The organism is Blastomonas sp. CCH9-A1 (genome assembly GCF_001557175.1).
Lineage (GTDB): Bacteria > Pseudomonadota > Alphaproteobacteria > Sphingomonadales > Sphingomonadaceae > Blastomonas > Blastomonas delafieldii_A.
In genome coordinates this window covers 14,865-39,805 of record NZ_LSHM01000025.1, presented here as the reverse complement: position 1 = coordinate 39,805, position 24,941 = coordinate 14,865, and the positions used below count along the sequence as shown (strand labels likewise).

The following is a 24,941-nucleotide window of genomic DNA, read 5'->3' as shown; positions in this document are numbered from 1 at the left end:
TCTTCCCTCTCCCCTCAAGGAGAGAGGGCATATCGGACTCAAGCCGCCATCGTGAAAGGCTCCAGGCCGGAAAGGCGCGTCTGGACCGGCAGGGCCGGGATGGCGCGCGGCGGGGCGCTGGCGACGGCGCGCGCGATCGCGCCGATATGCGCAGGCGTTGTGCCGCAGCAGCCGCCGACGACGTTGATCAGGCCGTCTTCCAGCCACTGGCCGATCAGCTTGGCGGTATGCTCGGGCAGCTCGTCATACTGGCCGAGGTCATTGGGCAGCCCGGCATTGGGATAGGCCATGATCAGCGTATCGGCCTGGCGTGCCAGCGCGGCGAGATGCGGGCGCAGCAGATCCGCGCCGAACGAACAGTTGAGCCCGACGGTGAGCGGTTTGATGTGGCGAACGGCGTGCCAGAAGGCCTCGACGGTATGGCCCGAAAGATTGCGTCCGGCCATGTCGGTGATCGTCATGCTGAGCATGATCGGCACCTCGCGGCCTGCGGCCTCTGCGGCATCGCGCGCAGCCATCGCGGCGGCCTTGGCGTTCAATGTGTCGAAGATCGTCTCGATCAGGATGAAATCGACCCCGCCTTCGACCAGCGCGTCGCACTGTTCGCGGTAGACGTCGCGCATCGTGTCGAAATCGACCTCGCGAAAGCCCGGATCGTTGACGTCGGGCGAGAGCGAAAGCGTCTTGTTGGTCGGGCCGATCGCGCCTGCGACGAAGCGCGGCTTGCCGTCGCGCGCTTCTGCCGCATCGGCTTCCTCGCGCGCGACGCGGGCGGATTCGATATTGATCTCGCGCACCAGATGCTCCGCGCCGTAATCGGCCTGGCTGATGCGGTTGGCGCTGAAGGTGTTGGTCTCGATGATGTCCGATCCCGCGTCGAGATAGGCGCGGTGGATGCCGGCGATGACCGACGGGCAGGTCAGCGCGAGAATGTCGTTATTGCCCTTCTGGTCATGGGTGAATTCCATGCCCCCGCGAAAATCGGCTTCTTCCAGCCGATGCGCCTGGATCTGGGTGCCATAGCCGCCGTCGAGCATCATGATGCGCGTGGCGGCGATCGACTTGAGCTTTTCTGCGGGGCTCATGCGGCATTCTCCTGAAGCACCGGAGCGGCGGCGACCTTGGGCGCGCGCAGGCCCAGCAGATGGCAGATCGCAAAGCTCAGCTCGGCGCGATTGAGGGTGTAGAAATGGAAGTGGCGCACCCCGCCCGAATAGAGGCGGCGGCACATTTCGGCAGCGACGGTGGCTGCAACCAGCTGGCGCGTGGTCGGGTGATCGTCGAGTCCTTCGAACAGGTCGTTCATCCATTGCGGGATTTCGGTGCCGCAGGCCCCTGCGATCTTGCGCGTGGTCGCGACATTGCTCACCGGCAGGATGCCCGGCAGGATCGGCGCGGTGATGCCCGCGCGGGTGTAGGCATCGCGGAAGCGGAAGAAGGCTTCTGGCGAGAAGAAGAACTGGGTGATCGCCTGATCCGCCCCGGCATCGAGCTTGCGCTTGAGATTGTCGATATCGCTGTCGGCGCAATCGGCATCGGGATGCGTTTCGGGATAGGCCGCGACCGAAATCTCGAACGGCGCGACCTGCTTGAGACCCTTCACCAGTTCCGCCGCATTGGCATAGCCCTGGGGATGCGCGACAAACTTCTCGCCCATGCGCGGCGGGTCACCGCGCAGCGCGACGATGTGGCGCACGCCCGCATCCCAATAGCTCTGCGCGATCGAGTCGATCTCGTCGCGGCTGGCATCGACACAGGTGAGGTGTGCCGCGGCGGGGATCGCGGTCTCGGAGGCGATGCGCGCGACCGTGGCGTGCGTGCGTTCGCGCGTCGATCCGCCGGCACCATAAGTGACTGAGACGAATTTGGGGCCGAGCGGGGCAAGCGTGGTCAGCGTGTCCCACAGGGTCGCCTCCATCTTCTCGGTCTTGGGCGGAAAGAACTCGAAGCTCACTTCGACATCACCGGCCAGCCCCGCGAACAGTGGCGCGCCCAGCGCCTCGCGCGCTTCGGCCAGTTGTTTGAGAGAGAGGGTCATGCAGCGGCCTTTCTGGGCGTTACGTGTGTCTGATCATGGGGCTGGATGCGGGCCGGCTCGCCGCGATGCTGGCCGAGCCAGATCTTCACGGTCAGCGTGCCGCCAGAGAGACTGCGCGTATCGATCAGCGCGAAGCCGGCATGGCCGAGCAGCGCGGTCATGGTGTCGTCGCCAAAGCCCAGGCGCGCGTGCGCATCGCGCTCGCGCAATTCCTCGAGCGCATGCGGTGCGAAATCGACAATGGCGATGCGCGCGCCGGGCGCCGCGACCCGTCCGGCCTCATCGAGCACGGCCTGCGGGTTCTGTGCGTAATGCAGCACCTGGTGCAGCAGGATCGTGTCTGCTGCCGCATCGGCCAGCGGCAGCGCGTAGAAATCGCCCTGGACCAGATCGACCGAGCCGCTCTGCAGATGCTGCAGCTTCGCGCGCGCCAGGCGCAGCATTTCCGGGCTGCGGTCGATGGCCGTGCTGTGATCGGCGGTCGGGCCGAAAAGCTCGATCATGCGGCCCGTGCCTGTTCCGATATCGAGCAGACGGCCCAACGGGCGTTCGCCGATCATCGCGGCGAGCGCGGCCTCAACCTCGGCCTCGGGTAGATGGAGCGATCGGATCGCGTCCCATTCGCCGGCATGCTGCGCGAAGAAATCGGCGGCGCGCGCGTCGCGGACGCTGCGAATCGCCTGGAGCTGTTGGCGGTCGCTGGCATGCTGCGCGGCCAGCGCCTCGCCCACCGCGTCCTCGCGGCGCAGAAAGGCGTCGAGCAGCCTGGCGGCCTCGTGGTCGCGGCGCGGCAGCGCGGGGCGCAGGAAGACCCAGCTGCCTTCCTTGTGCCGCTCGGCCAGCCCCGCCTCTGCCAGGATGCGAACATGGCGCGACACGCGCGGCTGGCTCTGATCGAGCACCTGCGCGAGCTCGCCAACCGAAAGCTCCATCAGCTGCAGCAGCAGCATGATGCGCAATCGGCTGTCGTCGGCCAGTGCCCGGAAGAGCGTTCCCATGTCCATGAGGGGTCATATAAAGAAATCTTTATATGTGGTCAATCGGGCTTGGGAGACGGCGGTGCGCGGGCATCAGACTGGGCCAGACGTAAAGCCGTGTCTCGCTTTGTCGCTTATCCCAACCAAAAAGATTGCAAAGGCGGAATTTGGGCGCTAGATGCGCGCGTCCGACAGTGGGGGCTTGGCTGAAGCTTGTCGGCACGGTTGTGACGTGTTTAACTCCTTTTGGGCTGGTTATCAGCCATTTAGACAAGGACGGAAGTTCAAGATGAAGAGCATTATTTCGATCGCATCGGTTGCCGCACTCTCGCTGGCTCTGGCTGCTTGCGGCGCGGAAAAGACCGAAGAAGCTGCCACCACCGAAGCGACCGCTGAAGAAGCTGCCGACGCTGGCATGGAAGCTGCTGAAGCTGCTGGCGACGCCGCTGCTGAAGCCACCGAAGCTGCTGGCGAAGCCACCGAAGCTGCTGCTGAAGGCGCTGTCGACGCTGCCGAAGCTGGCGCCGACAAGGCTGCTGCTGCTGCTGGCGAAGCCAAGGACGCTGCCAAGGACGCCGCTGCCGCCGCTGGCGAAGCTGCCAAGAAGTAATGCCTCGCTTCTTCGGAAGCTTGGATAAGATACGGGCCGTCGGCGCTTTGGCGCCGGCGGCCTTGTCGTTTGGGATTATGGCGTTTGGGCTGGCCTCGTGCGGGCCTGCCGAGAACGACCCGGGCCCGGGTGGCGTGACCGTGGGCGAGGCCCGCGCGCTCGACGAGGCCGCCGAAATGCTCGACGAGCGTCAGGCCAATCCGGATGCGGCGACCGAGCCGAGGGGCGACGCTGCGCCGAACGAGAGCGACCGCTGAACGGTTCCGCTTTGGTCCGCCGGGCGCTATGACCCAGGCATGACCGATACGCCCCTTGATCCCCCCATGACCTATGCGCGCTATCTCGCGCTCGATTCGCTGCTGGCCTGCCAGCACCCCATCTCGTCGGAAGATGACGAGATGCTGTTCATCATCATCCACCAGACCAAGGAATTGTGGCTCAAGCAGATCATCCGCGAGCTGCAGCTGGCCAATGCGCAGGTCGCCTCCGGCGCGCTGATCCCTGCGTACAAGGGGCTGGCACGGGTAAGCCGCATCCAGGCGGTGATGACGCTGAGCTGGGATATCCTCTCGACCATGACGCCGAGCGACTATTCGCGCTTCCGCGGCGTGCTGGGGCCCAGTTCGGGCTTTCAGTCGGACCAGTTCCGCACGGTCGAATATCTGCTGGGCCTGAAGGACGGCGCTTTTCTCAGATATCAGCAAGACCGGCCAGAGGCGCTGGACGCCATGCAGCAGGCGCTGGCCGCGCCCAGCCTGTGGGATAATGCGATCGCCGCGCTGGCCCGCGCCGGCTTTGCCATTCCCGATTCGCTGCTGGAGCGCGATTTTGCAAAGCCGCACGCACCCGATCCGGCGGTGGAGGACGCCTTCCTCGAAGTGTATCGCCAGCCGGCACGCTATTGGGATCTCTATCAGCTCGCCGAAAAGCTGGTCGATCTCGACGACGCGATGGCGGCCTGGCGGCACAAGCACGTGCTGACGGTCGAGCGGATCATCGGCATGAAGCGCGGCACCGGCGGTACCGCCGGCGCGGCCTATTTGCACACAACGCTGCCCAAGCGCGCCTTTCCGGAATTGTGGTCGCTGAGGACGCGGCTGTAGTCACATGGCACCCCCTTCGTCATTCCCGCGAACGCGGAAATCCCGCTTTGATCAAGTCGTTGCGCCATAGCGGGACCCCCGTCTGCGCAGGGGTGACGATGAAAATGGGGCGGGGGAACTGGGGCAGGTTCCTTGCGCGACAAATCCCCGCTAAGCCTGGCTCCATGACCACCACGCCTCTCCCCGACACCGAAACGCGCGGCCTGCTCTCCATGCTGCCTGCCGCAGCGCGGCCTTATGCGCTGCTGGCGCGCTTCGATCGACCGATCGGCTGGTGGCTGCTCTACTGGCCCTGCGCCTATGCGCTTGCATTGGCGGGCGGTCTTCGCGCGCACTGGCCGCTTCTTTTGTGGATGCTGACGGGCGCGATCGCGATGCGCGGCGCGGGCTGCGTTTATAATGATATCGTCGACCGCGATCTCGATGCCCGGGTCGCCCGTACCCGCGGACGTCCGCTGGCAAGCGGGGCGGTGAGCCTGAAGGCCGCCTGGGCCTGGCTGATCGGCCTGTGCCTGATCGGGCTGGTCGTGCTCGTGCAATTGAACCTCACCGCCGCTCTGATCGCGATTGCCTCGCTCGCGCTGGTCGCCGCCTATCCGTTCATGAAGCGAATCACCTGGTGGCCGCAGGTCTGGCTGGGGCTGGTGTTCAGCTGGGGCGCGCTGGTCGCCTGGGCGGCGGTGACCGGTTCGGTCTCGCTTGCGGGCCTCTTGCTCTATGGCGGCTGCATCACCTGGGTGATCGGCTATGACACCATTTATGCGCTGCAGGATGTCGAGGATGATGCGCTGGTCGGCATCAAGTCGAGCGCGCGCGCGATGGGCAGCGCGGTGCGCCCCGGCGTCGCGCTGTGCTACGCGCTCGCGATTGCCGGATGGGGCGGCGCGATCTGGCTGGTGCGGCCCGATTGGGTCGCGCTCCTCGCCTTGCTGCCGGTGGCGGTGCATCTCGCCTGGCAGATTCTGACGCTGAAGCCTGCGGACCCTCAGGACCCGCTCGCCAAGTTCCGCAGCAACCGCAATGCCGGGCTGCTCGCCTTTCTTGCCTTTGCCGTGGTCGGGCTGGCGGGGTGATCCGATGACCTTCGAGGTAATGGCGGCGGTTCTCGCGCTCGGCTAGTTTCGTCCGCATGAAGAACGAGACCCGAACCCATGAACCCGCCGGAGCGCAATTGCGCCAGTGGCGCGAACGCCGCCGCCTCAGTCAGCTGCAACTCGCGCTCGAGGTCGAGATGTCGACCCGGCATCTGAGCTTCGTCGAAACCGGGCGCGCGCAGCCGAGCCGCGACCTGATCATCCGGCTGGCCGACTATCTCGATATCCCGCTGCGCGCGCAACCAGATCCTGCTTGCGGCGGGCCTGGCGCCCGAATTCGAGGAGACGGGGCTCACGGCGCCCGAAATGGCCGAGGCGCTGGCGGCGGTCGAGCATCTGCTGAAGGCGCACGAGCCGTTTCCGGCGCTGGCGGTCGATCGGCACTGGAACATGGTCGCGGCCAATGGTGCGCTAGCGGTGCTGACCGAACAGATCGCGCCGTACCTGCTCGAACCACCGGTCAACGTGCTGCGCCTCGCGCTGCACCCCGATGGCCTCGCGCCGCAGATCGTCAATTACGAACAATGGCGCAGCTATATCCTGCACCGGCTCGATCGCGATATCGAGCTGACCGCCGATTCGGGGCTGGCCGAGCTGCGCGACGAGCTGGCCGCCTATCCGGGTTCGGCCAATGACAACGCCCCGCCCGGGCGCGCGCCGATCGCGCTGCCGATGATCATCGATACCGTGGCGGGCAGACTGTCGTTCATGAGCACGGTGACGATCTTTGGCACCCCGCGCGACATCACCCTGTCCGAACTCGCGCTCGAGACCTTCTTCCCCGCCGATGCCCACACCATGCAGGTGCTGCGGTCGCTTGCCGGTTCGTGATGGAAGGGGAGGGGGACGGCAGGGGGTTCGCGAGACCTGTGAAGCGAACCACCCTGCCGGAAGTGAAGATGACTGTGCGCGTACCAGTGCACGCGCTATGCCAGAAAGCGGGAAGCGCGCTTTTACATGCACCTAAGTGGTTAACGCATCGCTACGAACACTGCGACTTGTAAAAACTTCCGACAATGCCGACACGCGCGCATCGGCACGTGCTGATCGCACGGTCTGTAGCGGCGTTAGCCTGATCCCATGTTTCCGTAGCGTCCATTCAATGAATGAATAAGAGTCTGTGCGAGGAATGTAAAACAGTTGGATCCATTTTCTTCCCAATAGACTCAAATTGCCCAGCGAACATGCCCACAAAATCTTGAGTCGGCTAAGTTATGTAGGATAGCCGAACTTGCCAATCTGATCCCGGCCACTAAACGGCGCGCCCTTCTGCAATCGATTGCCAAGTGTGGTGCGGTATGACTGTGGACGCTTTTCTCGATTACGTTGACTGGCTGGATGCGGATGCGGAACTATGGATCGATCCACCCCGTTCCAGCGGCTATCGACTGTGCTCTCTAATCTGGCCGTTTATCGATCAGTTGGGAGATATGGATCATGCAAACGGTATCGAGCCAGAATTCGAAGCACTGTTTGCAGAACGGCTCGACCACAAGCTGGTTCTGTGGTCCTGTTCTGATAGTGCCTGCCTGCCGCCCCTCACCACAGGCGAGCGGGTGCTGCTGATGGATCGGTTAAGCCAGTTCCTGGCCATTGCAATCACCAATTCGGCTTTCGGCCAGACCATGCCCAGTCCACCGCCGGGCTGGACCGAAATGCAGCAAACCATCGGAATCATGCTGCTCTACATCCATGGGATGAAGCTCGCTGCATGAAGACAGTGGCACCCCGAAAAACGCGAAACATGGTTAGCAAAACCCTAAAGTCGAAGGCCGCATTGCCGTTATTTCAGGCATCATGACAAGGCAGCAAGGAGACTCAGCGATGATCGGGATTCTGGCGCAAAAGGGCTTGAGCCTTTTCGGACGCATGCCGGTGAAACCCTCGCCCGAGCGCGAGAAGCTGATCGGGCTGCTCGACATGCTGGTCGACGAATGCGACCGCGAGGCCGAACTCGTCGATGATCTTGCCGGCGTTTCCGACGGCTATGGTCCGCTTGCCAGCGAGGCGGCGCGGCGCTTCTACCGCATCGAGCCCGACCGGATTGCGGAACGACTGCTGCGGCATTGAGCCGGAGCGGCCTCTCGCATTTTTCGCGCTTGGCAGGCTGCACGCGATAGGCAATGACATGCAGCATGGCCGACAGCGAACCGCAGCAAACCGATCCGCATATCCAGACCCATGATCCGCGCACCGGTGAACCGCTGGTGACTGCAACCCCGGCCGCGACCATCATCGTCTTTCGCGATTGTCCAGATGGCGGCGCGCCGGAACTGCTCATGGTCGAGCGTTCCTCGCACATGGTGTTCGCGGGCGGTGCGGTGGTGTTTCCCGGTGGCCGCGTCGATGCCGACGATCATGTGATCGCCTCCAGCCTGGACCACGGGCTCGATCCGCACGAAGCGGCCTCGCGCATTGCCGCGATCCGCGAGACGGTCGAGGAAACCGGGCTGGGGATCGGTTTTGCCGCCCCGCCCGAACGCGAGGCCCTGGCGCAGGCGCGCGCGGCTTTGCACGAAGGTGCCGTGTTTTCAGAGCTTTGCCGCGATGCCGGCTGGACGCTCGACCTGTCCGCGCTGACGCCATTTGCGCGCTGGCGTCCGCCCTTCAACGAGCGCCGGGTGTTCGATACGCGCTTCTATCTCGCGCGCTGCGACGAGCACGACCATATTGTCGAGGTCGATGCGACCGAGAACCACCATCTGTTCTGGGCCACGGCCGCTGACGCGCTGGCCATGGCGGACGAGGGCAAGGTCAAGCTGATCTTTCCGACGCGGCGCAACATGGAGCGACTGGCACAGTTCGGCTGCCATGCCGATGCGGTCGATCATGTGGCGCGGTTTCCGGTGCGGATGATCATGCCGTTCATCGAGGAGCGCGACGGCAGGCCGTTCCTGTGCATCCCGGAGAATATGGGATATCCGGTGACCAGCGAGCCGATGGGCAGCGCGATGCGCGGCTGAGCATTCCAGAAAATCGCGGCGCTCAGGGAACCTGAATCGAGCGCGCATCGTAAACGGTTCATCCCAACCGGAGATGAACCATGTTGCATTATGCCCTTATCTTTCTGATCGTGGCGATCGTGGCCGGCGTGCTGGGTTTCGGCGGTATCGCCGGCGCTTCGGCAGGTATTGCCAAGATCCTTTTCTTCCTCTTCCTGCTGTTCCTCGTCGCCAGCCTGGTGATGCATCTTGTGCGTGGTCGAGCGTAACTTCTTGCGCGCAGCATGAATGCACAAAAAAGGCCCGGATCGCTCCGGGCCTTTTTCTTTTTGTGGCAGGCGTTCGTCAGTCGATTGCGCGTTCGGCGGCACGGCCGACCGATTCGACATCGCGGCCCGCACCCTTGACCGTGTTGCAGGCGGAAAGCAGCGATGCGACGAGGCCTGCTGCGAGCACGATGCGGAAAGAGGCGTTGCGGTTCATGGGGATCATCCTTCTTCTTCAATGACTTTTCTTGGTTGTTCGGGGGCATGGCCCGGCCATCTACGCGATCACATGCAACCGGTTGCCGAAAATTCGGTTGGAACCATCCCACGAGCCACGGGTTGATGGGACACGGCGGTGCGGCCGTCGGGTTTGTGAGGACCAACAGCCGCATCGCTGGTTGAGGACCAATCCATGCTGCTTTGGGGGCAGCTAATGAGAGGCGAGTTTATGACGATCATTCAGGACCAATCGACCGAAGCGAATGCCGCCAGCGAGCGGAGCGAAGAGGCCGTGGTGCCGCTGGATGATGCGACGTTCAAGCAGCGGCTTGCTGCAACCATCCCGCACCTGCGCGCTTTCGCGTACAGCCTGTGTGGCAAGATGGATGTGGCCGACGATCTGGTGCAGGACACGATGCTCAAGGCTTGGGGCGCGCGTGCGCGTTTCCGGCCCGACACCTCGATGCGCGCCTGGACCTTCGTGATCCTGCGCAACTGCTATATCTCGCAGATGCGCCGCAACAAGTTTACCGCGCCCTATGACGAGGGCGTTGCCGAGCGCACGCTGACCGCCAATTCGGACCAGCAGGCCCCGCTGCACCTCGAGGACGTGCGCATGGCGCTGATGCAGCTTGGCGCGGACCAGCGCGAGGCGATCATTCTGGTCGGTGCGGGCGGCTTCTCCTACGAGGAAGCGGCGGAGATTTGCGATTGTGCCGTGGGCACGATGAAGAGCCGCGTCTCGCGTGCCCGCGCCGCGCTGGTTGCGATGCTGGATGGCGACTCGCCGATCGGTTCGCGCCGTCAACGCAACGCCGCAGACGAGGCGATGAGCGATATCCTTGGCACGCTCGACAAGCTGAGCGAGGGCGTGACCGCGCTCGCGGCGTGACCATTTCAACTCCGGCATGTGGCCGGGAGCCGCTTGCCGCATGGTCGGGGCGGTCGTGTTCAACCCGGGCGCGATGCTGCGCCCCGATCTTGCAAGCAGCCCTTGGGCTGGACGGGAAGTGAAGACAGTGCGCGGTGCCAGTTCCCTAGATCGTCTGGAGGCAAGTGCCATGCGTACCTCATGTTTCGATCCCATGCTGATGCGCCAGGCACGCATCGGTCGCAGCTTGCGCGAGGTGTATGACGGCGTGGCGGACAGCCCGATGCCCGACCAGTTCGACGCGCTGCTGAGCGAGCTCGACAAGATTGCGGTGCCCGAACGCCGCTGATTTCTATCGGTCTGCGACCTCCAAAGCCCGTCCGGCATTGTGCCGGGCGGGCTTTTTGCCGTCCCTGTTCTGGCTGACAGCGCACAGCAAAAGGGCCGCAATCCCGAGGGATCGCGGCCCTTGCAAGGTGCCTGGTGCGGCGTGCGATCAGCTGATCAGCGCGCGCAGCATCCAGGCATTTTCCTCGTGCTTGCCGATCCGGGCGGTCAGCAGGTCGGCGGTGAACACGTCATCGGCGTCCTCTGCGACCTCGACGAAATCGCGCATGCGCTTGGCAATCGCTTCGTTGTCGGTGATCAGGCCCTTGATCATCGCATCGGCCTGGCGCGGGGTTTCGCTCGAATCGACCACCGACAGCTTGGTATAGTCACCGAACGAGGCAGGGGCGATTTCGCCCAGCGCGCGGATGCGCTCGGCGATCACGTCGGCGGCAGCGTGCAGGTCCTCATACTGTTCTTCGGTCAGCTTGTGAACGCTGTAGAAGGCGGGGCCGACGATGTTCCAGTGGACGCCCAGTGTCTTGAGATAGAGCGAATAGGTGTCGGCCAAACCGTGCTGAAGCGCCTTGGCGACTTCCTTGCGGTCATTGGCTTCGATGCCGGTATCGACATTGTCGGGCTTGGTGGTGGTTTTGGCTGCAGTGGCCATGTCAATTCCTCCTGTTTTGTAACGGAAAGGGGGCCTTGCGGAATGGCAGGGCCTGCCAGGGTGCTTACGTTCAGCGCTCGCGCCGGTTCCCCGCCAGAAAGGCCATGCTGCGCCAGACAGCACCAAATCTGGGATAGTCTTGACAGAAGGTTACAAATGTCGGCTAATCGCAGCAGGAGTGGGGCCATGAATGACGAACTGCAACCATCTGCCGTAGAACGGAAATATACGGATAGCGCGCCCAAGGCACTGGTCGGCTGGACGCATGTCGACATGCCCAACGGCATCGATCTGAGGATCGAATGCGCGCGGTCGCGGATCGCGCTCGAGAATGACGTGATCGAACAGCGCGATATCGTGATGACGCGCAACCAGGCGCTGCTGCTCGCGCGCTACCTGCTCAAGGTGACCGGCCAGACCCTGCCCGAAGAACCGCGTCCGACCTTCTGGGCGCGGCTGCGCAGTGCCTTCGGGGGATCGCGGGCGCCCGTGCGCCGCCAGGCGCGCAAGTTCGCGTCCTGACGCATCCTGCCCCGTTTTTGGGGGTTGATTGGTCCCGTGATCGGCTCTACCCGCCGCAGCGATGGGGCATTTTCGCAGATTGACCAGACATGCCTTGCCGGTGCTGCTGCTGGCGATGCTGTTCGGTGCGTTTGCGCCACGCGGGTTCATGCCGCATTTCGGGCCTGCAGGCCTGACCATCGAGCTGTGCTCGGGCCTGGGCAACAAGGCGGCCACGATTTCCGTCGATGACCCGCGCTACCAGGATTATCAGAAGCTTGCTGCCGCCAGATCCGGCCAGCAGGACCATGACCAGGGCGACGATGCGGACAATCCGATGCCGCCTTGCGCCTTTGCCGGCACGGCGATGCTCGCGATTCCTGCCGATGGCGTGATCGTGCCGCCGATGCTGGCGATCACCGCCATTGCGCCCGCACTGCACCACCAGTTGCTGCGCGCGCGGCACCATGCCGCTACCCCTCCCGCGACCGGGCCCCCGCTGTTTTCCTGAACCATTGACGCCATAGCAGGCCGCCCCTCTGCGCGCAGCACGCGTGCAGGCCCGGCGTGCCCTGCGCATCTGTGAATCCCGCGTTCAGGGACCGAATATTCATGACAAATCCCCTATTTCTGCGCGCCGCCCTGCTGGGTGGTGTCGCCCTTGCCTGTGTTTCCCCCGCTCTGGCCCAGGGAGTCGGCCAGCGCACCGACCCGGTCATCGTCGTTACCGCCAGCGCGACCGGTTCGCCCACCGCGCCCAGCATCGAGGAAGCGCGCAAGCGACTCGAACAGGTGCCCGGCGGGGTCGGGCTGGTCGAGGACACCGTGTTCGCCGAGGATTTCGCGCAGAGCATCGGCGACGTGCTGATCTTCACCCCCGGCGTGTTCGCCGATACCAGCGCACAGCGCGAATCGCGCATCTCGATCCGTGGATCGGGGCTCAATTCGGGCTTCGAGCGGCGCGGCCTCACCGTGCTGCGCGATGGCGTGCCGATCAGCCGGGCGAGCGGATCGACCGAATTCCAGGAGATCGACCCGCTCACCATCCGCTATCTCGAGGTGTTCAAGGGCGCCAACGGCCTGCAGTTCGGCGCGGCTTCGCTGGGCGGCGCGGTCAACATCGTCTCGCCCACCGGACGCACCGCGCATTCGCGTTTTTCGGGACGGATCGAGGGCGGCAGCTTCAACACCCTGCGCGGCAACCTGAGCGCTTCGGGCGTTTCGGGCGATACCGATTATTTTATCGGGCTGACCGGGCTTCGCGATGACGGCTTTCGCGAGCATAGCGACGTGCGCAGCCTTTATGGCCATGGCAATATCGGCTTCAAGCTGGGTGAGAATGTCGAGACGCGTTTCTATGTCACCGCGCTCAGCGACAATTTTGAGCTGAACGGTTCGCTGCGCCTCGCCGATGCGCTGGCCAATCCGCGCGCGGCAGGTCGCCCCGTCACGGTCGGCCCGTTCCGCCCGGGCGGCCAGGTGACGGTGCTCGATCCCTGTCCGGTCGCCGATGACTGGGACCGCAATCTCGATGTGTTCCGCCTGTCGAACCTGACGGCGATCACGCTGGGCAGCAGCACGGTCGAGATCGGCGGCTGGTATGCGCGGCGGAAACTGGACCATGCGATCACGCGCTTTGCCGGCATTATCGACCAGAAGGAAGACGAGTTCGGCGTTTCGCTGCGCGGGTTTGGTGAGTTCGCGCTGATCGGCGATGCGGTGAGCCGGTGGACGCTGGGCGGCTATTACGCCAATGGCGACAACCGCGCGCGGCGGCACCGCAATGTGAACGGCAAACGCGCCGGTCTGGTCAGCGAATCCGACCAGGATTCGACCAGCCTGACGACCTTCGGTCAGCTCGATGTCGGCCTTTCCAGCCGCTTCACTGCAATCCTTGGCGGCCAATTTGTCAGCGTGGTGCGCGATGTGGCGGCGAGGCTGGGCGACGTGTCCGGTCGCGGCGAGTACGAACAGTTCAGCCCGCGCTTCGGCCTGCTCTATAAGCTGTCCGACACCGCGCAGCTCTATGGCAATATCAACCGCAGCTTCGAACCGCCGAGCCTTGCCGACCTGACCTCGGGCGGTGCGCGGCCCTTCGCCCCGCTCAAGGAGCAGCGCGCGACCACGTTCGAGATCGGCAGCCGCGGCCAGGCAAGCTTTATCGCCTGGGACGTCTCGCTCTATCGTAGCGAGGTGGAGAACGAGTTTCTCGACTTTGGCGTGCCGGGCGCGAACGGCTTCGTCTCGTTCACCGACAATGCCGACAAGACCATCCACCAGGGGCTGGAACTGGGTCTCGACGTCTATGTCGCGCGCGAGGCGCTGGCGGCGCGCGGTCAGGCCTTCACCCTGCGCGGGGCCTATACGTTCAACGATTTCCGCTTCGACAATGATCGGGTCTATGGCGACAACCAGCTTGCCGGCGTCCCGCGCCATGTCTTCGTTTCCGAAGCCCGGTTCGAACAGAAGGACAGCTGGTACGTCTCGGCGAACCTGCGCTGGGTGTTCGATGGCCCCTGGGCGGACTTTGCCAACACCGAACGGGCACCAGGCTATGAACTGGTCGGCCTGACCGCAGGCGTCGATGTCATCCCCGGCGTGCGCCTGTTCGGATCGGTCGAGAACCTGTTCGACACGGTGTTCATCTCGAACGTCGCCACCAACGCCAACCAGTCGCTCGAGCGCGCCGCGATCTACACCCCGGGTGTCGGCCGGGCGATCTATGGCGGCATCCAGGCGCGCTTCTGAGCCGCAAGAGAGAGGGAGAACAGCATCATGGCAAACCGTCCCTGGCTCGCGCGCTGGTCGATGAGCAAGCACCAATGGCTGGCGCTGATCGGCGGCATCAGCCTGTTCATCTGGGGGCTGTCGGGCATGGCGCATATCGCCATGGTGCTGTTCGGCCCGCAGCAGCTCGAATTCATGCCGCCGATGCGGCCCATCGACATGGCGGGCGCCGCGCCGGTGGAAAAGGTTCTGGCCGATGCCGGAATCGACAAGGCGCGCGCGGTCAAGGTGGTGGTGGCCGAGGACCGCAATCTGTTGCAGGTGACCGTCACGCCGATGGCCCCGCGCCGCTATTTCCGGCTCGATACGGGCGCGGAACTGGCGAACCAGGATGCGCGCCAGGCCGAGTTCATCGCGCGGCATTTCCTGAAAGAGCAGCGCCCGGTGGCCGAGATCGTGCAGCAGACCGCGTTCGATGCCGATTATCCCTGGGTCAACCGGCTGCTGCCGGTCTGGCGCATCCGCTTTGCCGGGGATGACCGGCTGACCGCCTATGTGCATACCGAAACCAGCAGCCTCGCGGCGGTGAACAACCTCGCCAAGACCCGTTTGCAGAACGTGTTCCGCGCGCTGCACAGCTGGGAATGGGTACCGGAAGGGCTCGACTGGCTGCGCGTCATCGTCATCACGCTGATGGTTGGCAGTCTTGCCGCGCTGGCGGTGACCGGCATTCTGCTGCTGGTCGCCATCCGGCGCGGCAAAAGGCTGGCGGGGTCGAAGGGCTGGCACCGCGCAATGGGCTATGTGCTGGCGCTGCCGCTGCTGATGTTCTCGATCAGCGGTATCGTGCATCTGGTGCAGTCCGCGCTGGAGCAACCGAGCAGCAAGCTGCGCCTCTCACCGCTGGTCGATGTGGCCAATGCACGCTATCCGGTCGAGCGCGACTGGGCCGAGATCGCGCATGGGCTGGACGTCAACGCGCTGTCGCTGGTCGAGGGGCCGCAGGGCCGCGCGCTCTATCGCCTGGGGCTCGCGCAACCGGGCGGTGCAATGCCCAAGGGCGAGCACGATCACAGCGCGCATGAGGGCCACAAGATGCCGATGGGCGATGCTGCGATCCGCAATGCGCGGTTCGAAGGCGTCAGCCCCACTGGTCCTGCGCTCTATATCGATGCTGCCACCGGCAAGCCCTGGGCCGATGGCGACAAGGCGCTGGCGCGCGACCTCGGCCGCCGGTTCAGCGGCGCGCCCGACAGCGCGATCAGGTCGATGGAACTCGTTACCCGGTTCGGCCCGGATTATGATTTCCGCAACAAGCGGCTGCCGGTCTGGCGCATCGATTACGGCGCGCCCGTCAATGCGACGCTGTTCGTCGATACCGCGACTGGCGTGCTCGCCGACCGCACCGAGAACTGGCAGAAGCCCGAGCGTTATCTGTTCAGCTTCATCCACAAATGGAACTTCCTGTTCCCGATCGGCAAGGTCGGGCTGAACGCCGTGGTGGGCAGCTTCATGCTCGCGCTGCTTGGCTTCATGGCCGGTATCGGGCTGTATTGGGACTGGCGGCGCAGGCGCGGGCGTGCACAAAAGCCGCTTGCCCGTTGATATCATTGGCCCCTAGTCTGGCTGGAACAGACTGGGGGTCCGATGAACCGTTCGCTTGCACTCGCCCTGGGGCTCGCTGCCCTGGCCGTTCCGCTTCACGCTCAGGCCGCGCCGCCCGCATCCGCCTCCGCCAGCCCGCTCGCCGGGACCGAAAAGCTCGATGGCCTCTATCCGGTGCATGTCGACAGAAAGGGCGGACGCATCCTGCTCTCGCTGCCCGCCGCCGGGGGCGATGGCGTGGTGGCGCGGATGCTCTATGCGACTGCGCTGCGCACGGGTCTCGGTTCCGCGCCGATCGGGCTGGACCGCGCGGCCCCCGGCCCGGCGCAGATGCTGCTCGTCCGCCGCATGGGCAAGAAGATCGCTTTCGAGCTGGAAAATCCGCGCTTCCGCGCCAGCGCCGGAACACCGGCGGAACAGGCCGCCGCCGCCAATGCCTTTGCCACCTCGCTGATCTGGATGGGCGATGCCGTGGACGGCCCCGATGGCCGGTTGCTGGTCGATATCGCGCCGTTCCTGGCGCGCGACACGCGCAACGTCACCGCCCAGCTCAATTCGAGCGGCGAAAAGGGCTGGAAGCTGGTTGATGGCTTGAGCGCGGCCGATCCCAATGCCGTACGCGCCTTCCCGCTGAATCTCGAATTCGAGGCGCGCCAAACCTATGCCAGTGACACGCCGGGGCCGGAGGTGCGCAACATCGCGCCCGACGCCCGCCAGGTGACCCTTGTCGTCCGCCACAGCCTGATCGCCATGCCCGAAGCCGGCTATGTACCCCGCCAGTTCGATCCGCGCGGAGGCAGTTTCGCGACGCAGATCCTCGATTTCTCCGCGCCACTGGGCGGCCAGATCGTGCAGAATCTCGCCAACCGCTTCCGGCTTGAGCGGCTCGATCCTGCCGCGCCGCGCTCGCGGGTGCGCAAGCCTATCGTCTTCTATATCGACAATGCCGCGCCCGAGCCGATCCGCACGGCGTTGCTCGAAGGCGCATCGTGGTGGAAACAGGCGTTCGAAGCCGCGGGCTATATCGATGCCTATCGCGTCGAGATTTTGCCCGAAGGGGCCGATCCGCTCGATATCCGCTACAATGTCGTCAACTGGGTCAACCGCGCGACGCGCGGCTGGTCCTATGGCTATGCCGTCACCGACCCGCGTACGGGCGAAATCCTCAAAGGGGCGGTGCTGCTGGGCTCGCTGCGCGTGCGGCAGGACATGCTGATCTATGAAGGGCTGGTCGGCGCCGACAGGACGGGCAAGGGTGGCCCCAACGATCCCGCTGAGGTCGCGCTGGCGCGCATCCGCCAGCTCGCCGCGCACGAGGTCGGCCATGCACTGGGGCTGATGCACAATTTTGCGGGCAGTACGCAGGACCGCGCCTCGGTGATGGACTATCCCGCGCCGCGCATCGGGCTGAAGGACGGCGCGCCAGACCTCAGCGATGCCTATGGCGTCGGCATGGGGCGCTGGGATGTGCATGCGATCGACTGGCTCTATGGCGATCCGGTGAGCGGCGATCCCGATGCCGCCGCGCGTGCCAAGGCGGAAGCCGCCGAACGCGAAGGCTTGCGCTTCGTCTCGGACGAAAATGCGCGGAGCGTTTCGGCGAGCCAGCCCTGGGGCAGCCTGTGGGATGACGGTGCTGATCCGGTGGCCGAGCTCGACCGGATGATGCAGGTGCGTGCCGCTGCGGTGGCGCGCTTCGGCCCGGCGGCGCTGGCCCCCGGCGAGCCGGTCGCCAGCCTTCGGCGCAAGTTCGTGCCGATCTGGCTGGTCCACCGCTATCAGGTCGAGGCGGCGGCCAAGCTATTGGGCGGGCTGACTTCCGAATATGCGGTCGGTCCCGCTGCGGCGGCGCAGGGCGCGCCGGTCGCGCCTGCCGAGCAGAAGCGCGCGCTCGATTCGCTGCTGGCGACGCTGCAACCGGCGGTGCTCGACGTGCCGCCTGCGCTGGTTCCGCAGCTTTCCGCCGGGTTCTCGGGCGATTATGATCGCCAGACCGAGATCGAGATCATGCCGATGGCGGGCACCGCCGCATTCGATCCGCTGGTTGCGGGGCAAGTCGCAGCCCAGCAGACCTTGAACGCCCTGCTCGCGCCCGAGCGGCTCGCGCGCATGGGCGAGCAGCATCGCGCCAACCCGGACAGCCCCGGCGTCGATGCGGTTGCCGGGCGGCTGCTTGCGCTGACCGATGCGCCCCAGCCTAGCACGCGGCTTGCCGCTGTGCGCCGGGCTTTGGGCACCCGGATTATCGTGTCGCTGGCCAAGGCGGCGATGTCGGCCGAGGCGGGTGTCGATGCGACGACCCGGATCGACCAGGCGCTGCACGACTGGGCCGAGGCGCAGACGGGCAAGCGCTTTGCCGATCCGGCGGACCGCGCCTGGGCACTCTCGACCGCGCGGCTGCTCAAGGATCGCGATGCGCTCAAGGCGCTGCTCGCCAGCGACAAGGCCGAGCTGCCGATTCCGCCCGGCATGCCGATCGGCGACATGCAAGATTAGGCCTGGCTTTTCAGCCGCACCAGCGCCTCGTCGAGCGATTGCAGGAAGCGCGATCGGTCAGCCTTGCCGAACGGCGGTGGGCCACCAATGCAGTCGCCGCCGGCGCGCAGGTCCGCCATGATCGCGCGCGTGGCGATCGCACCTCCGATCGAGCTGGTGGTGAACGGCTTGCCGGTGGGTGCGATGACGCTCGCGCCCTGTTTCAGGCAGCGGTCGGCGAGCAAGATATCGGCGGTGATGACGATCGAGCGCGCATCGGCATGGTCGGCGATCCAGTCGTCGGCGGCGTCGAAGCGATCGCTTACCAGCTTGCGCGCGATCAGCGGATGCAAAGGGACCCGGATCGGGCTGTTGCTGACGATGGTGACCGGAACGGCATGACGCAGCGCGACACGATAGACCTCGTCCTTGACCGGACAGGCATCGGCATCGACCCAGATCATCATGATTTCATCATTTCCCCAGGGGCAGCCTCGCCGTTCGGTCGGAACTGCCGCGAAGGAATTGGAGGCCCGAGCCGGAATCGAACCGGCGTGCAAGGATTTGCAGTCCTCTGCGTCACCACTCCGCCATCGGGCCACCGTGGGGAAGGAGCGCGCATTGTGCCGGATCGCGGCGAAAGTCAAGACACAAGCGTGCGGAGGAGCCGGATGCGCGATATGTCCAAAGTGGCGCATTTGCTGTATTGCCATGCTAATACAGCCATGCCATAAGCATGGATACGGCGATGTCGATTGCATTTTGCAACCGGAAGGCTATCAAAGCGGAGCGTGCTGTTCCGTTAGCGCTTGCATCGCCGTCCGCATATTCTAGGGCGCTTGGACATGACCGATACACAGACTCTTGCTCCGACCGATTTTGCCGCTGCCCGCAGGCACATGATCGAAAGCCAGCTGCGTCCCAGCGACGTCAGCGATCCCGTCGTCATCGCCGCGATGGCCGTGACCCCGCGCGAGGATTTCGTCCCCGCCAGCCACCGTGCCATCGCTTATATCGACCGGGCGGTGCCGTTGGCCGGCGGCCGCGTGCTCAATCCGGCGCTGTCGACCGGCCTGCTGCTGACCCGCGCCGAACTGTCGGGCAACGACAAGGTGCTGCTGATCGGCTCGGGAACCGGCTATATGGCCGCCTTGCTCGCCGGCATCGTCTCGCACGTGGTTGCGGTCGAACAGGATCGTGCCTTGGTCGAACAGGCCGGCACCGGACTTGCAGGACTTGCCAATGTCACCACCGTCGAATCGGCGCTGGTCGAGGGCCACGCTGCAGGGGCACCCTATAGTCTCGTGATCATCGACGGCGCGGTCGAGCAGGTACCCGATGCCATCGTGGCGCAGCTCGCCGATGGCGGGCGATTGCTGACCGGGCTGGATGAAGCGGGCGTAACCCGGCTGGCCGCAGGTCGCCGTCAGGGTGGTGCCTTTGCTCTGGTCCCCTTTGCCGATACCGACATCGCACCGCTTGCGGCCTTCGCCCGGCCAAAGAGCTATACCTTCTGAAGCACAGGGCCTCGCCATTGGCACCGGCGGTGGACGACAAGAGAACCGGATAGATGAAGACTTCGCTTTGGATGGCCGGTTGTGGTGCGGCGCTGGTTCTGGGCAGCGCGCCCGCTCAGGCGGATACGCTGCGTGATGCGCTGATCGCCGCTTATCAGACGAACCCGACGCTTAACGCGGCACGCGCCCAGCAGCGCGCGACCGACGAAGGCGTGCCGATCGCGCTGGCCGATGGGCGTCCCAGTTCGCAGATCCAGGCGCAATATTCGGAGAATTTCCTCAACCCCGCCAACGCGTTCACCGCACCGGCGCGATCGGTCGCGGGCACGATCAGCATGGATGTGCCGATCTATTCGGGCGGCACCGTGCGCAATGCGATCAAGGCGTCGAAGGTGCGGGTCGAGGCCGGTCAGGCCGATCTGCGCGGTACTGAGGCGACCGTGTTCAGCAACGTGGTCGCCGCCTATATGGACGTGATTCGCGACGAGGCGATCGTCGGGCTGCAGCGCCAGAATGTCGAGGTGCTCGACGTCAACCTCCAGGCCTCGTCCGACCGGTTCGAGATCGGCGATCTGACCCGCACCGATGTCGCCCAGTCCGAGGCGCGGCTCGCGATCGCGCGCAGCGACCTGCAGACGGCGGAAGCGAACCTGATCCGCAGCAAGGAAACCTATATCCAGCTCGTCGGCCGGGCGCCGGAAGCGCTCGAACCGCCGCCACCGCTGCCCAACCTGCCCGATGCGCCCGAGGCTGCGGTGGCGACCGCGCTCGACAGCAATCCCGATCTGGAAGCGGCGCGCGAGCGGGTGAAGGCGGCGGAATTCGACGTGAAATCGGCGCGCGGTGCCCGCATGCCGCGCATCGGGCTGTTCAGCCAGGGCAATTACCAGAATTTCCTCGGCACGCTGGGCAGTACGCTGATCCAGGGCAATTTCGTGCAGCAGCAGTCGAGCGCGTCGGCCGGCGTGCAGCTGACCGTCCCGGTCTATCAGGGCGGCCGTCCCGGCGCACAGATCCGCCGCGCTCAGGCCGTGACCGGTCAGGCGATGGAACAGGAAATCGCCGTCGAGCGCGGTGTGATTGCGCAGGTGCGCGCGGCTTATGCGAGCTTCAACGCCTCGCTTCAGGTGATCGAATCGTCGCAGCGCGCGGTCGATGCGAACACCCTGGCACTGGAAGGCGTGCGCGCCGAAAACAGCGTCGGCAACCGCACCATTCTCGACATTCTCGATGCCGAGCGCGAACTGCTCAACGCGCAGGTGCAGCTGGTGACTGCGCGGCGCAACGCCTATGTCGCGGGCTTCACGCTGCTCGCGGCGATGGGCCGGGCCGAGGCGCGCGATCTGGGGCTCGATGGCGGACTGCTCTACGACCCCGAGATCAATTACGAGCGCGTCCGCGACAAGATCATGGACTTCGATTCGGACAAGGACCCGGTCGCCCAATCGACGCGCACCGTTGACAGCCCTGCGCAAAATGCCGCACTGATCGGCCCGCCCAACCAGTAAGGCTAGGGCAGGGGCGAATCGGATCAGGGGCTTCAGGAATGACACGCGATATCGGCGAGCCGAGCCTTGAGGAAATCCTCGCCTCGATCAAGAAGGTGATCGCGGAGGACAACCGCAAGCCGCGCCGCGCGCCGCCGCAACGTCCTGCGCCTGCGCCCGCCCGGCAGGCGGCACCGGTCGACGACATTCTCGAACTGACCGACAGCGTCGAGCCCGAACCGGCAGCCGAACCCGAAGAGGCGCCGCTGATCAGCCGCGCGGGCGAGCAGTCGATGCGCGAATCGCTTGCCGTGCTCGCAACGCTGACCGAACCGGGCGTCAGCCCGCAGATCGTCCGCTCGGGCGAGACCTCGCTCGAGGGCATGGTGCGCGCGATGCTGCGCCCGATGCTTGCCGAATGGCTCGACAAGAACCTGCCGCCGATCGTCGAGGCGATGGTGGCGAAGGAAATCGGGCGGATCACCGGCCGCAAGGGCTGAGCTTCCCCTTTGCACCCGGCGTGCCCGATGGTAACGCCTGCAACCATGAAGAAGATGCTCCTCGTCGCGCTGGTTGCCAGCGCGCTTTCGCCCGTTCTCCTCGCCAGCCCTGCCGCCGCCCGGCCGATGACGGAAACGGACCTTGCGACCTTCAACCGGCTTGGCGCGCCTGCTGCCTCGCCCGACGGCAAATGGGTGGCGTATCAGCTGACCACGACCGATCTCCCCGCGAACAAGCGCAGCACCGGGCTGTTCGTGCTCGACCTCGCGGACAGCAAGGCCCAGCCGATCGCGGTCGCCGATTCTCCCGGCCATAACGAAAGCGCGCCGGTGTTCGCGCGCGATGGCAAGCATCTGTTCTTCCTGTCGAACCGCTCCGGGACTGCCCAAGTCTGGCGCGTCGCGCTGCCGGGTGGCGAGCCGGTGCAGGTGACGCAATCGGCGGTCGACCTGAGCGGCTTCAGCCTCTCGCCCGATGGCAACAGCCTCGCGGTCTGGGCGGACGTGGCCGAGGGATGCTCGGTCGATGCGTGCGATGCCAGGGCCAAGCCACAGGGCACGGGGCGTGAATATGACCGGCTGTTCGTGCGGCACTGGGATACCTGGCGCGAGCCCGGCACCTATTCGCGCATCTATGCCTATGCGCTGGCGACCGATGGCAAGGTCGCCGGTCCCGCGCGCCCGGTGAGCGGTGGAATCGAAGGCGATGCGCCGAGCAAGCCGTTTGGCGGCGGCGAGGAAATCGCGTGGAGCGCCGACAGCAGCGCGATCGCCTTTGCCATTCGCAAGTCCGATGGCGACGAGCCGCGCTCGACCAATCTCGACATTGTCTGGCAGCCGCTCGCCGATGGCACGGCCGCACAGAATCTGACCGAGACCAACCAGGGCACCGATTCGCTCCCCGCCGCCTCGCCCGATGGCCGCTGGCTCGCCTGGGCGGCGATGGCGCGGCCCGGTTACGAGGCTGATCGCATGGTCGTGCACCTGCGCGACATGAAGACCGGCAAGATCACCAAGCTTACCGAAGGCTGGGACCGCTCGGTCGGTTCGATCGCCTGGGCTGCGGATTCGAAGAGCCTGCTGGTCACCGCGCAGGACCTGCTCGAGCATCCGGTGTTCCGCGTCGATGTGCCCAGCGGCAAGGTCACCCGGCTCACCGAGCGCGGCAATGTGGGCAATGTCGTGCCGCTGGCGGGTGGCGGGATGATCTACACGATCAACTCGGTCTCCGCGCCCGACGATCTGGTGCTGATGGATGCGAAGGGCCAGACGCGCCGCCTGACCAATGTCAACGCGGACAAGCTCGCCGGGCTCGACCCGGTGATGTATGAACAGTTCACGTTCAAGGGCGCGAACGGCGATCTCGTCCATGGCCAGATCCTCAAGCCGCAGGGCGTAAAGGGCAAGCTGCCGGTCGCGCTGCTGGTGCATGGCGGGCCGCAGGGCAGCTTCTCGAACAGCTGGTCCTATCGCTGGAACCCGGCAGTGATGGCGTCGCAGGGCTATGCCGTGGTGACGATCGATTTCCACGGCTCGACCGGATACGGCCAGGCTTTCACCGACAGCATCAACAAGGACTGGGGCGGCAAGCCGCTCGAGGATCTGAAGCTCGGCATGGCGGCCTTGCCGGGCATCGACGCCTCGCTCGACACGGCCAATGCCTGCGCGCTGGGCGGCAGCTATGGCGGGTACATGATGAACTGGATCGCCGGCCAGTGGCCCGACGGCTTCAAGTGCCTGGTGACGCATGCCGGCGTATTCGACCTGCGCGCCATGGCGTTCGAGACCGAGGAACTGTGGTTCGACGAATGGGACCATGGCGGCCCGTGGTGGCAGCGGCAGGACGCGGAAAAGTGGAACCCGGTCAACCACGTGACCAAGTGGAAGACGCCGACGCTGGTCATCCACGGCGAAAAGGATTTCCGCATCCCCTATTCGCAATCGCTCGCCGCGTTCACCGCGCTGCAGCGGCAGGGGATCGAATCCAAGCTGCTGATCTTCCCCGATGAGAACCACTGGGTGCTGAAGGCGCAGAACAGCGTGCAATGGCACCGCAACGTCTTCGACTGGCTGGCGAAGCACCTGAAGGGGCGCGAGGTGAAATAGCATTGGTCCGTACGGCCATGATTGCTATATTCGGGGTCTGGAGGCTTTATGGCTGTAGAGATTGTTGACGGACCGCTGACTGTCAAAGCAGTATCCAAACCGCGGTACAGGACGGTTCGGAAGGATGGCAAATCCTTCCGCGTGCGTGTGGTTTCGGCGGACAGCCCCAGCTTCGGGTCAGAGTTTCAGTCCGCGTTTGCAGCCAATGTGCGGCGTGCAAGGGCAGAAAATCGGCAACTGGACTCCGACGATTGACGATCTCGACCCGCAGCCTGCCCCAACCAAGATTCTGGATCGTGGCGGGACCGAATGGCTGCGGGAAAAGTACTGCTTATGATCGCAGCGATGTCGACGAGTTCGGCGGAACCGTCTGGATCATCAATCCCGATCTGCTGACCAGCAAGATCATGGATGTCGAGCACCTCTCCAGGCAGGATGCCAATCTCGCGTCGGTCGTGCGGATCGAGAAATGGCTGGAAGCCTCTATCGATGCCCACCAGACGATCGGCGTCGAAACCGTTCTTTCCACTGGAAAGTATCGGAGGCTTGTCGAACATGCCACAGCGCGCGGCTTTGAAGTCCGCCTGATCTATGTGTTCATCGCCGATCCGCAACAGCAGCTGGAGCGGATACGGCTACGGGTGGCCAAGGGCGGACATGACGTGCCCAAAGACAAGGTACTCGAACGTCGCTCCAAATCGCTGCGCCAACTCGGATGGTTTTTCGATCGTGCGGATGAGGCCTGGATTTTCGACAATGGCAGTGCGGAGCCGAAGCTGATCGGTCGCAAACAGGGCAACAAGATCTCGCTCAGTTCGTCCGTTCCGCCAGAAATGATGCAGAACTTGCTGAATCCGCTGCCCTGACCCTTACACCAACCTTGCGATGAATGGGCAGGCTTGGCAA

The 24,941-nt window shown here is 64.9% G+C and carries 27 protein-coding genes, 1 tRNA gene and 1 pseudogene; 22 read left to right on the top strand and 7 right to left on the bottom strand.

All coding sequences use genetic code 11. The features are described 5' to 3' along the window. Positions 1-38 precede the first annotated feature (38 nt). From AX725_RS07055 to AX725_RS07045, 3 genes are read right to left on the bottom strand one after another with little or no spacing between them, the layout of a single operon-like run. Positions 39-1,085 (bottom strand): homocysteine S-methyltransferase family protein, encoded by a 1,047-nt coding sequence (locus tag AX725_RS07055; protein ID WP_060977788.1) that lies wholly within the window; start codon positions 1,083-1,085, stop codon positions 39-41. Continuing rightward, positions 1,082-2,038: a methylenetetrahydrofolate reductase [NAD(P)H] gene (metF, locus tag AX725_RS07050; protein WP_060977787.1), complete on the bottom strand. Its 957-nt coding sequence runs from the start codon at positions 2,036-2,038 to the stop codon at positions 1,082-1,084. Before metF ends, AX725_RS07055 begins: the two co-directional genes overlap by 4 nt. Then, positions 2,035-3,042: an ArsR/SmtB family transcription factor gene (locus AX725_RS07045; RefSeq protein ID WP_082730707.1), complete on the bottom strand. Its 1,008-nt coding sequence runs from the start codon at positions 3,040-3,042 to the stop codon at positions 2,035-2,037. Before AX725_RS07045 ends, metF begins: the two co-directional genes overlap by 4 nt. Positions 3,043-3,304: 262 nt before the next feature. Here AX725_RS07045 and AX725_RS07040 point away from each other — a divergent pair, with 262 nt between their 5' ends. The 10 genes and pseudogenes from AX725_RS07040 to AX725_RS20460 all read left to right on the top strand — a co-directional run bounded on the left by AX725_RS07040 (position 3,305) and on the right by AX725_RS20460 (position 9,033). After that, on the top strand, positions 3,305-3,625 hold the full coding sequence (locus tag AX725_RS07040) for a hypothetical protein (protein ID WP_060977786.1): 321 nt from the start codon (positions 3,305-3,307) through the stop codon (positions 3,623-3,625). 62 nt (positions 3,626-3,687) lie between these two features. Continuing rightward, entirely contained in the window at positions 3,688-3,882 is a 195-nt protein-coding gene (locus tag AX725_RS07035; RefSeq protein WP_208597871.1) for a hypothetical protein, read from the top strand. 39 nt (positions 3,883-3,921) lie between these two features. Further along, positions 3,922-4,728: a tryptophan 2,3-dioxygenase gene (locus AX725_RS07030; RefSeq protein ID WP_060977784.1), complete on the top strand. Its 807-nt coding sequence runs from the start codon at positions 3,922-3,924 to the stop codon at positions 4,726-4,728. Between the two features lie 164 nt (positions 4,729-4,892). After that, on the top strand, positions 4,893-5,801 hold the full coding sequence (gene ubiA, locus AX725_RS07025; RefSeq protein ID WP_060977783.1) for a 4-hydroxybenzoate octaprenyltransferase: 909 nt from the start codon (positions 4,893-4,895) through the stop codon (positions 5,799-5,801). 56 nt (positions 5,802-5,857) lie between these two features. Further along, positions 5,858-5,998, top strand: a pseudogene (locus tag AX725_RS21480) (helix-turn-helix domain-containing protein); the annotation flags it as partial. Positions 5,999-6,128: 130 nt separating this feature from the next. Continuing rightward, positions 6,129-6,653: an MmyB family transcriptional regulator gene (locus tag AX725_RS07020; RefSeq protein ID WP_231733284.1), complete on the top strand. Its 525-nt coding sequence runs from the start codon at positions 6,129-6,131 to the stop codon at positions 6,651-6,653. 467 nt (positions 6,654-7,120) lie between these two features. After that, positions 7,121-7,537 (top strand): hypothetical protein, encoded by a 417-nt coding sequence (locus AX725_RS07015; RefSeq protein ID WP_066044126.1) that lies wholly within the window; start codon positions 7,121-7,123, stop codon positions 7,535-7,537. 109 nt (positions 7,538-7,646) lie between these two features. Next, positions 7,647-7,892, top strand: coding sequence for a hypothetical protein (locus AX725_RS07010; protein WP_060977780.1), 246 nt, complete (start codon positions 7,647-7,649; stop codon positions 7,890-7,892). Between the two features lie 65 nt (positions 7,893-7,957). Continuing rightward, positions 7,958-8,785, top strand: a complete 828-nt coding sequence (locus AX725_RS07005; RefSeq protein WP_167348190.1) for an NUDIX hydrolase — start codon at positions 7,958-7,960, stop codon at positions 8,783-8,785. Between the two features lie 80 nt (positions 8,786-8,865). Continuing rightward, entirely contained in the window at positions 8,866-9,033 is a 168-nt protein-coding gene (locus AX725_RS20460; RefSeq protein WP_023839674.1) for a DUF1328 domain-containing protein, read from the top strand. A gap of 76 nt (positions 9,034-9,109) precedes the next feature. On the opposite strand, the gene AX725_RS07000 is transcribed toward AX725_RS20460, so the two are convergent. Then, positions 9,110-9,247 (bottom strand): entericidin A/B family lipoprotein, encoded by a 138-nt coding sequence (locus AX725_RS07000; protein WP_023839673.1) that lies wholly within the window; start codon positions 9,245-9,247, stop codon positions 9,110-9,112. Between the two features lie 231 nt (positions 9,248-9,478). Between AX725_RS07000 and AX725_RS06995 the strand changes: the two genes are divergently transcribed. After that, the gene (locus AX725_RS06995; RefSeq protein WP_081097021.1) at positions 9,479-10,141 is read left to right on the top strand and encodes a sigma-70 family RNA polymerase sigma factor; all 663 of its coding nucleotides are present in this window, start codon (positions 9,479-9,481) and stop codon (positions 10,139-10,141) included. Positions 10,142-10,310: 169 nt separating this feature from the next. Then, positions 10,311-10,469 carry a NepR family anti-sigma factor gene (locus AX725_RS20885; RefSeq protein ID WP_023839671.1) on the top strand — a complete coding sequence of 53 codons (159 nt, stop codon included), beginning with the start codon at positions 10,311-10,313 and terminating at the stop codon, positions 10,467-10,469. 147 nt (positions 10,470-10,616) lie between these two features. Here AX725_RS20885 and AX725_RS06985 read toward each other — a convergent pair whose 3' ends face one another. Next, positions 10,617-11,117: a Dps family protein gene (locus tag AX725_RS06985; RefSeq protein ID WP_060977779.1), complete on the bottom strand. Its 501-nt coding sequence runs from the start codon at positions 11,115-11,117 to the stop codon at positions 10,617-10,619. A 186-nt stretch (positions 11,118-11,303) separates the two neighbouring features. Between AX725_RS06985 and AX725_RS06980 the strand changes: the two genes are divergently transcribed. The 5 genes from AX725_RS06980 (at position 11,304) to AX725_RS06960 (ending at position 18,446) form a co-directional block, all read left to right on the top strand. Continuing rightward, a complete protein-coding gene (locus tag AX725_RS06980) occupies positions 11,304-11,639 on the top strand; it encodes a hypothetical protein (protein ID WP_060977778.1) in 336 nt (111 codons plus the stop codon). 79 nt (positions 11,640-11,718) lie between these two features. After that, a complete protein-coding gene (locus AX725_RS06975) occupies positions 11,719-12,129 on the top strand; it encodes a DUF2946 family protein (protein ID WP_155645842.1) in 411 nt (136 codons plus the stop codon). A 101-nt stretch (positions 12,130-12,230) separates the two neighbouring features. Then, positions 12,231-14,366 carry a TonB-dependent receptor family protein gene (locus tag AX725_RS06970; protein ID WP_066114752.1) on the top strand — a complete coding sequence of 712 codons (2,136 nt, stop codon included), beginning with the start codon at positions 12,231-12,233 and terminating at the stop codon, positions 14,364-14,366. 27 nt (positions 14,367-14,393) lie between these two features. Next, complete coding sequence (locus AX725_RS06965; protein ID WP_060977775.1) at positions 14,394-15,950, top strand: PepSY domain-containing protein; 1,557 nt, start codon at positions 14,394-14,396, stop codon at positions 15,948-15,950. Between the two features lie 42 nt (positions 15,951-15,992). Next, on the top strand, positions 15,993-18,446 hold the full coding sequence (locus tag AX725_RS06960; RefSeq protein WP_060977774.1) for a zinc-dependent metalloprotease: 2,454 nt from the start codon (positions 15,993-15,995) through the stop codon (positions 18,444-18,446). Here the strand turns inward: AX725_RS06960 and AX725_RS06955 are convergent. Beyond that, positions 18,443-18,892 (bottom strand): YaiI/YqxD family protein, encoded by a 450-nt coding sequence (locus AX725_RS06955; protein ID WP_060977773.1) that lies wholly within the window; start codon positions 18,890-18,892, stop codon positions 18,443-18,445. The genes AX725_RS06960 and AX725_RS06955 overlap by 4 nt on opposite strands. Positions 18,893-18,951: 59 nt before the next feature. Further along, positions 18,952-19,025: transfer RNA gene (locus AX725_RS06950), tRNA-Cys, on the bottom strand. Positions 19,026-19,270: 245 nt separating this feature from the next. On the opposite strand from AX725_RS06950, the gene AX725_RS06945 reads away from it, so the two are divergent. From AX725_RS06945 to AX725_RS06925, 5 genes are all read left to right on the top strand, one after another. After that, complete coding sequence (locus AX725_RS06945; RefSeq protein ID WP_060977772.1) at positions 19,271-19,942, top strand: protein-L-isoaspartate O-methyltransferase family protein; 672 nt, start codon at positions 19,271-19,273, stop codon at positions 19,940-19,942. 53 nt (positions 19,943-19,995) lie between these two features. Then, on the top strand, positions 19,996-21,450 hold the full coding sequence (locus AX725_RS06940; RefSeq protein WP_060977771.1) for a TolC family outer membrane protein: 1,455 nt from the start codon (positions 19,996-19,998) through the stop codon (positions 21,448-21,450). A gap of 38 nt (positions 21,451-21,488) precedes the next feature. Further along, complete coding sequence (locus AX725_RS06935) at positions 21,489-21,929, top strand: DUF2497 domain-containing protein (protein WP_060977770.1); 441 nt, start codon at positions 21,489-21,491, stop codon at positions 21,927-21,929. 45 nt (positions 21,930-21,974) lie between these two features. Beyond that, the gene (locus tag AX725_RS06930) at positions 21,975-24,035 is read left to right on the top strand and encodes an alpha/beta hydrolase family protein (RefSeq protein WP_060977769.1); all 2,061 of its coding nucleotides are present in this window, start codon (positions 21,975-21,977) and stop codon (positions 24,033-24,035) included. Between the two features lie 251 nt (positions 24,036-24,286). Beyond that, complete coding sequence (locus AX725_RS06925) at positions 24,287-24,901, top strand: ATPase (RefSeq protein WP_081096989.1); 615 nt, start codon at positions 24,287-24,289, stop codon at positions 24,899-24,901. Positions 24,902-24,941 lie beyond the last annotated feature (40 nt).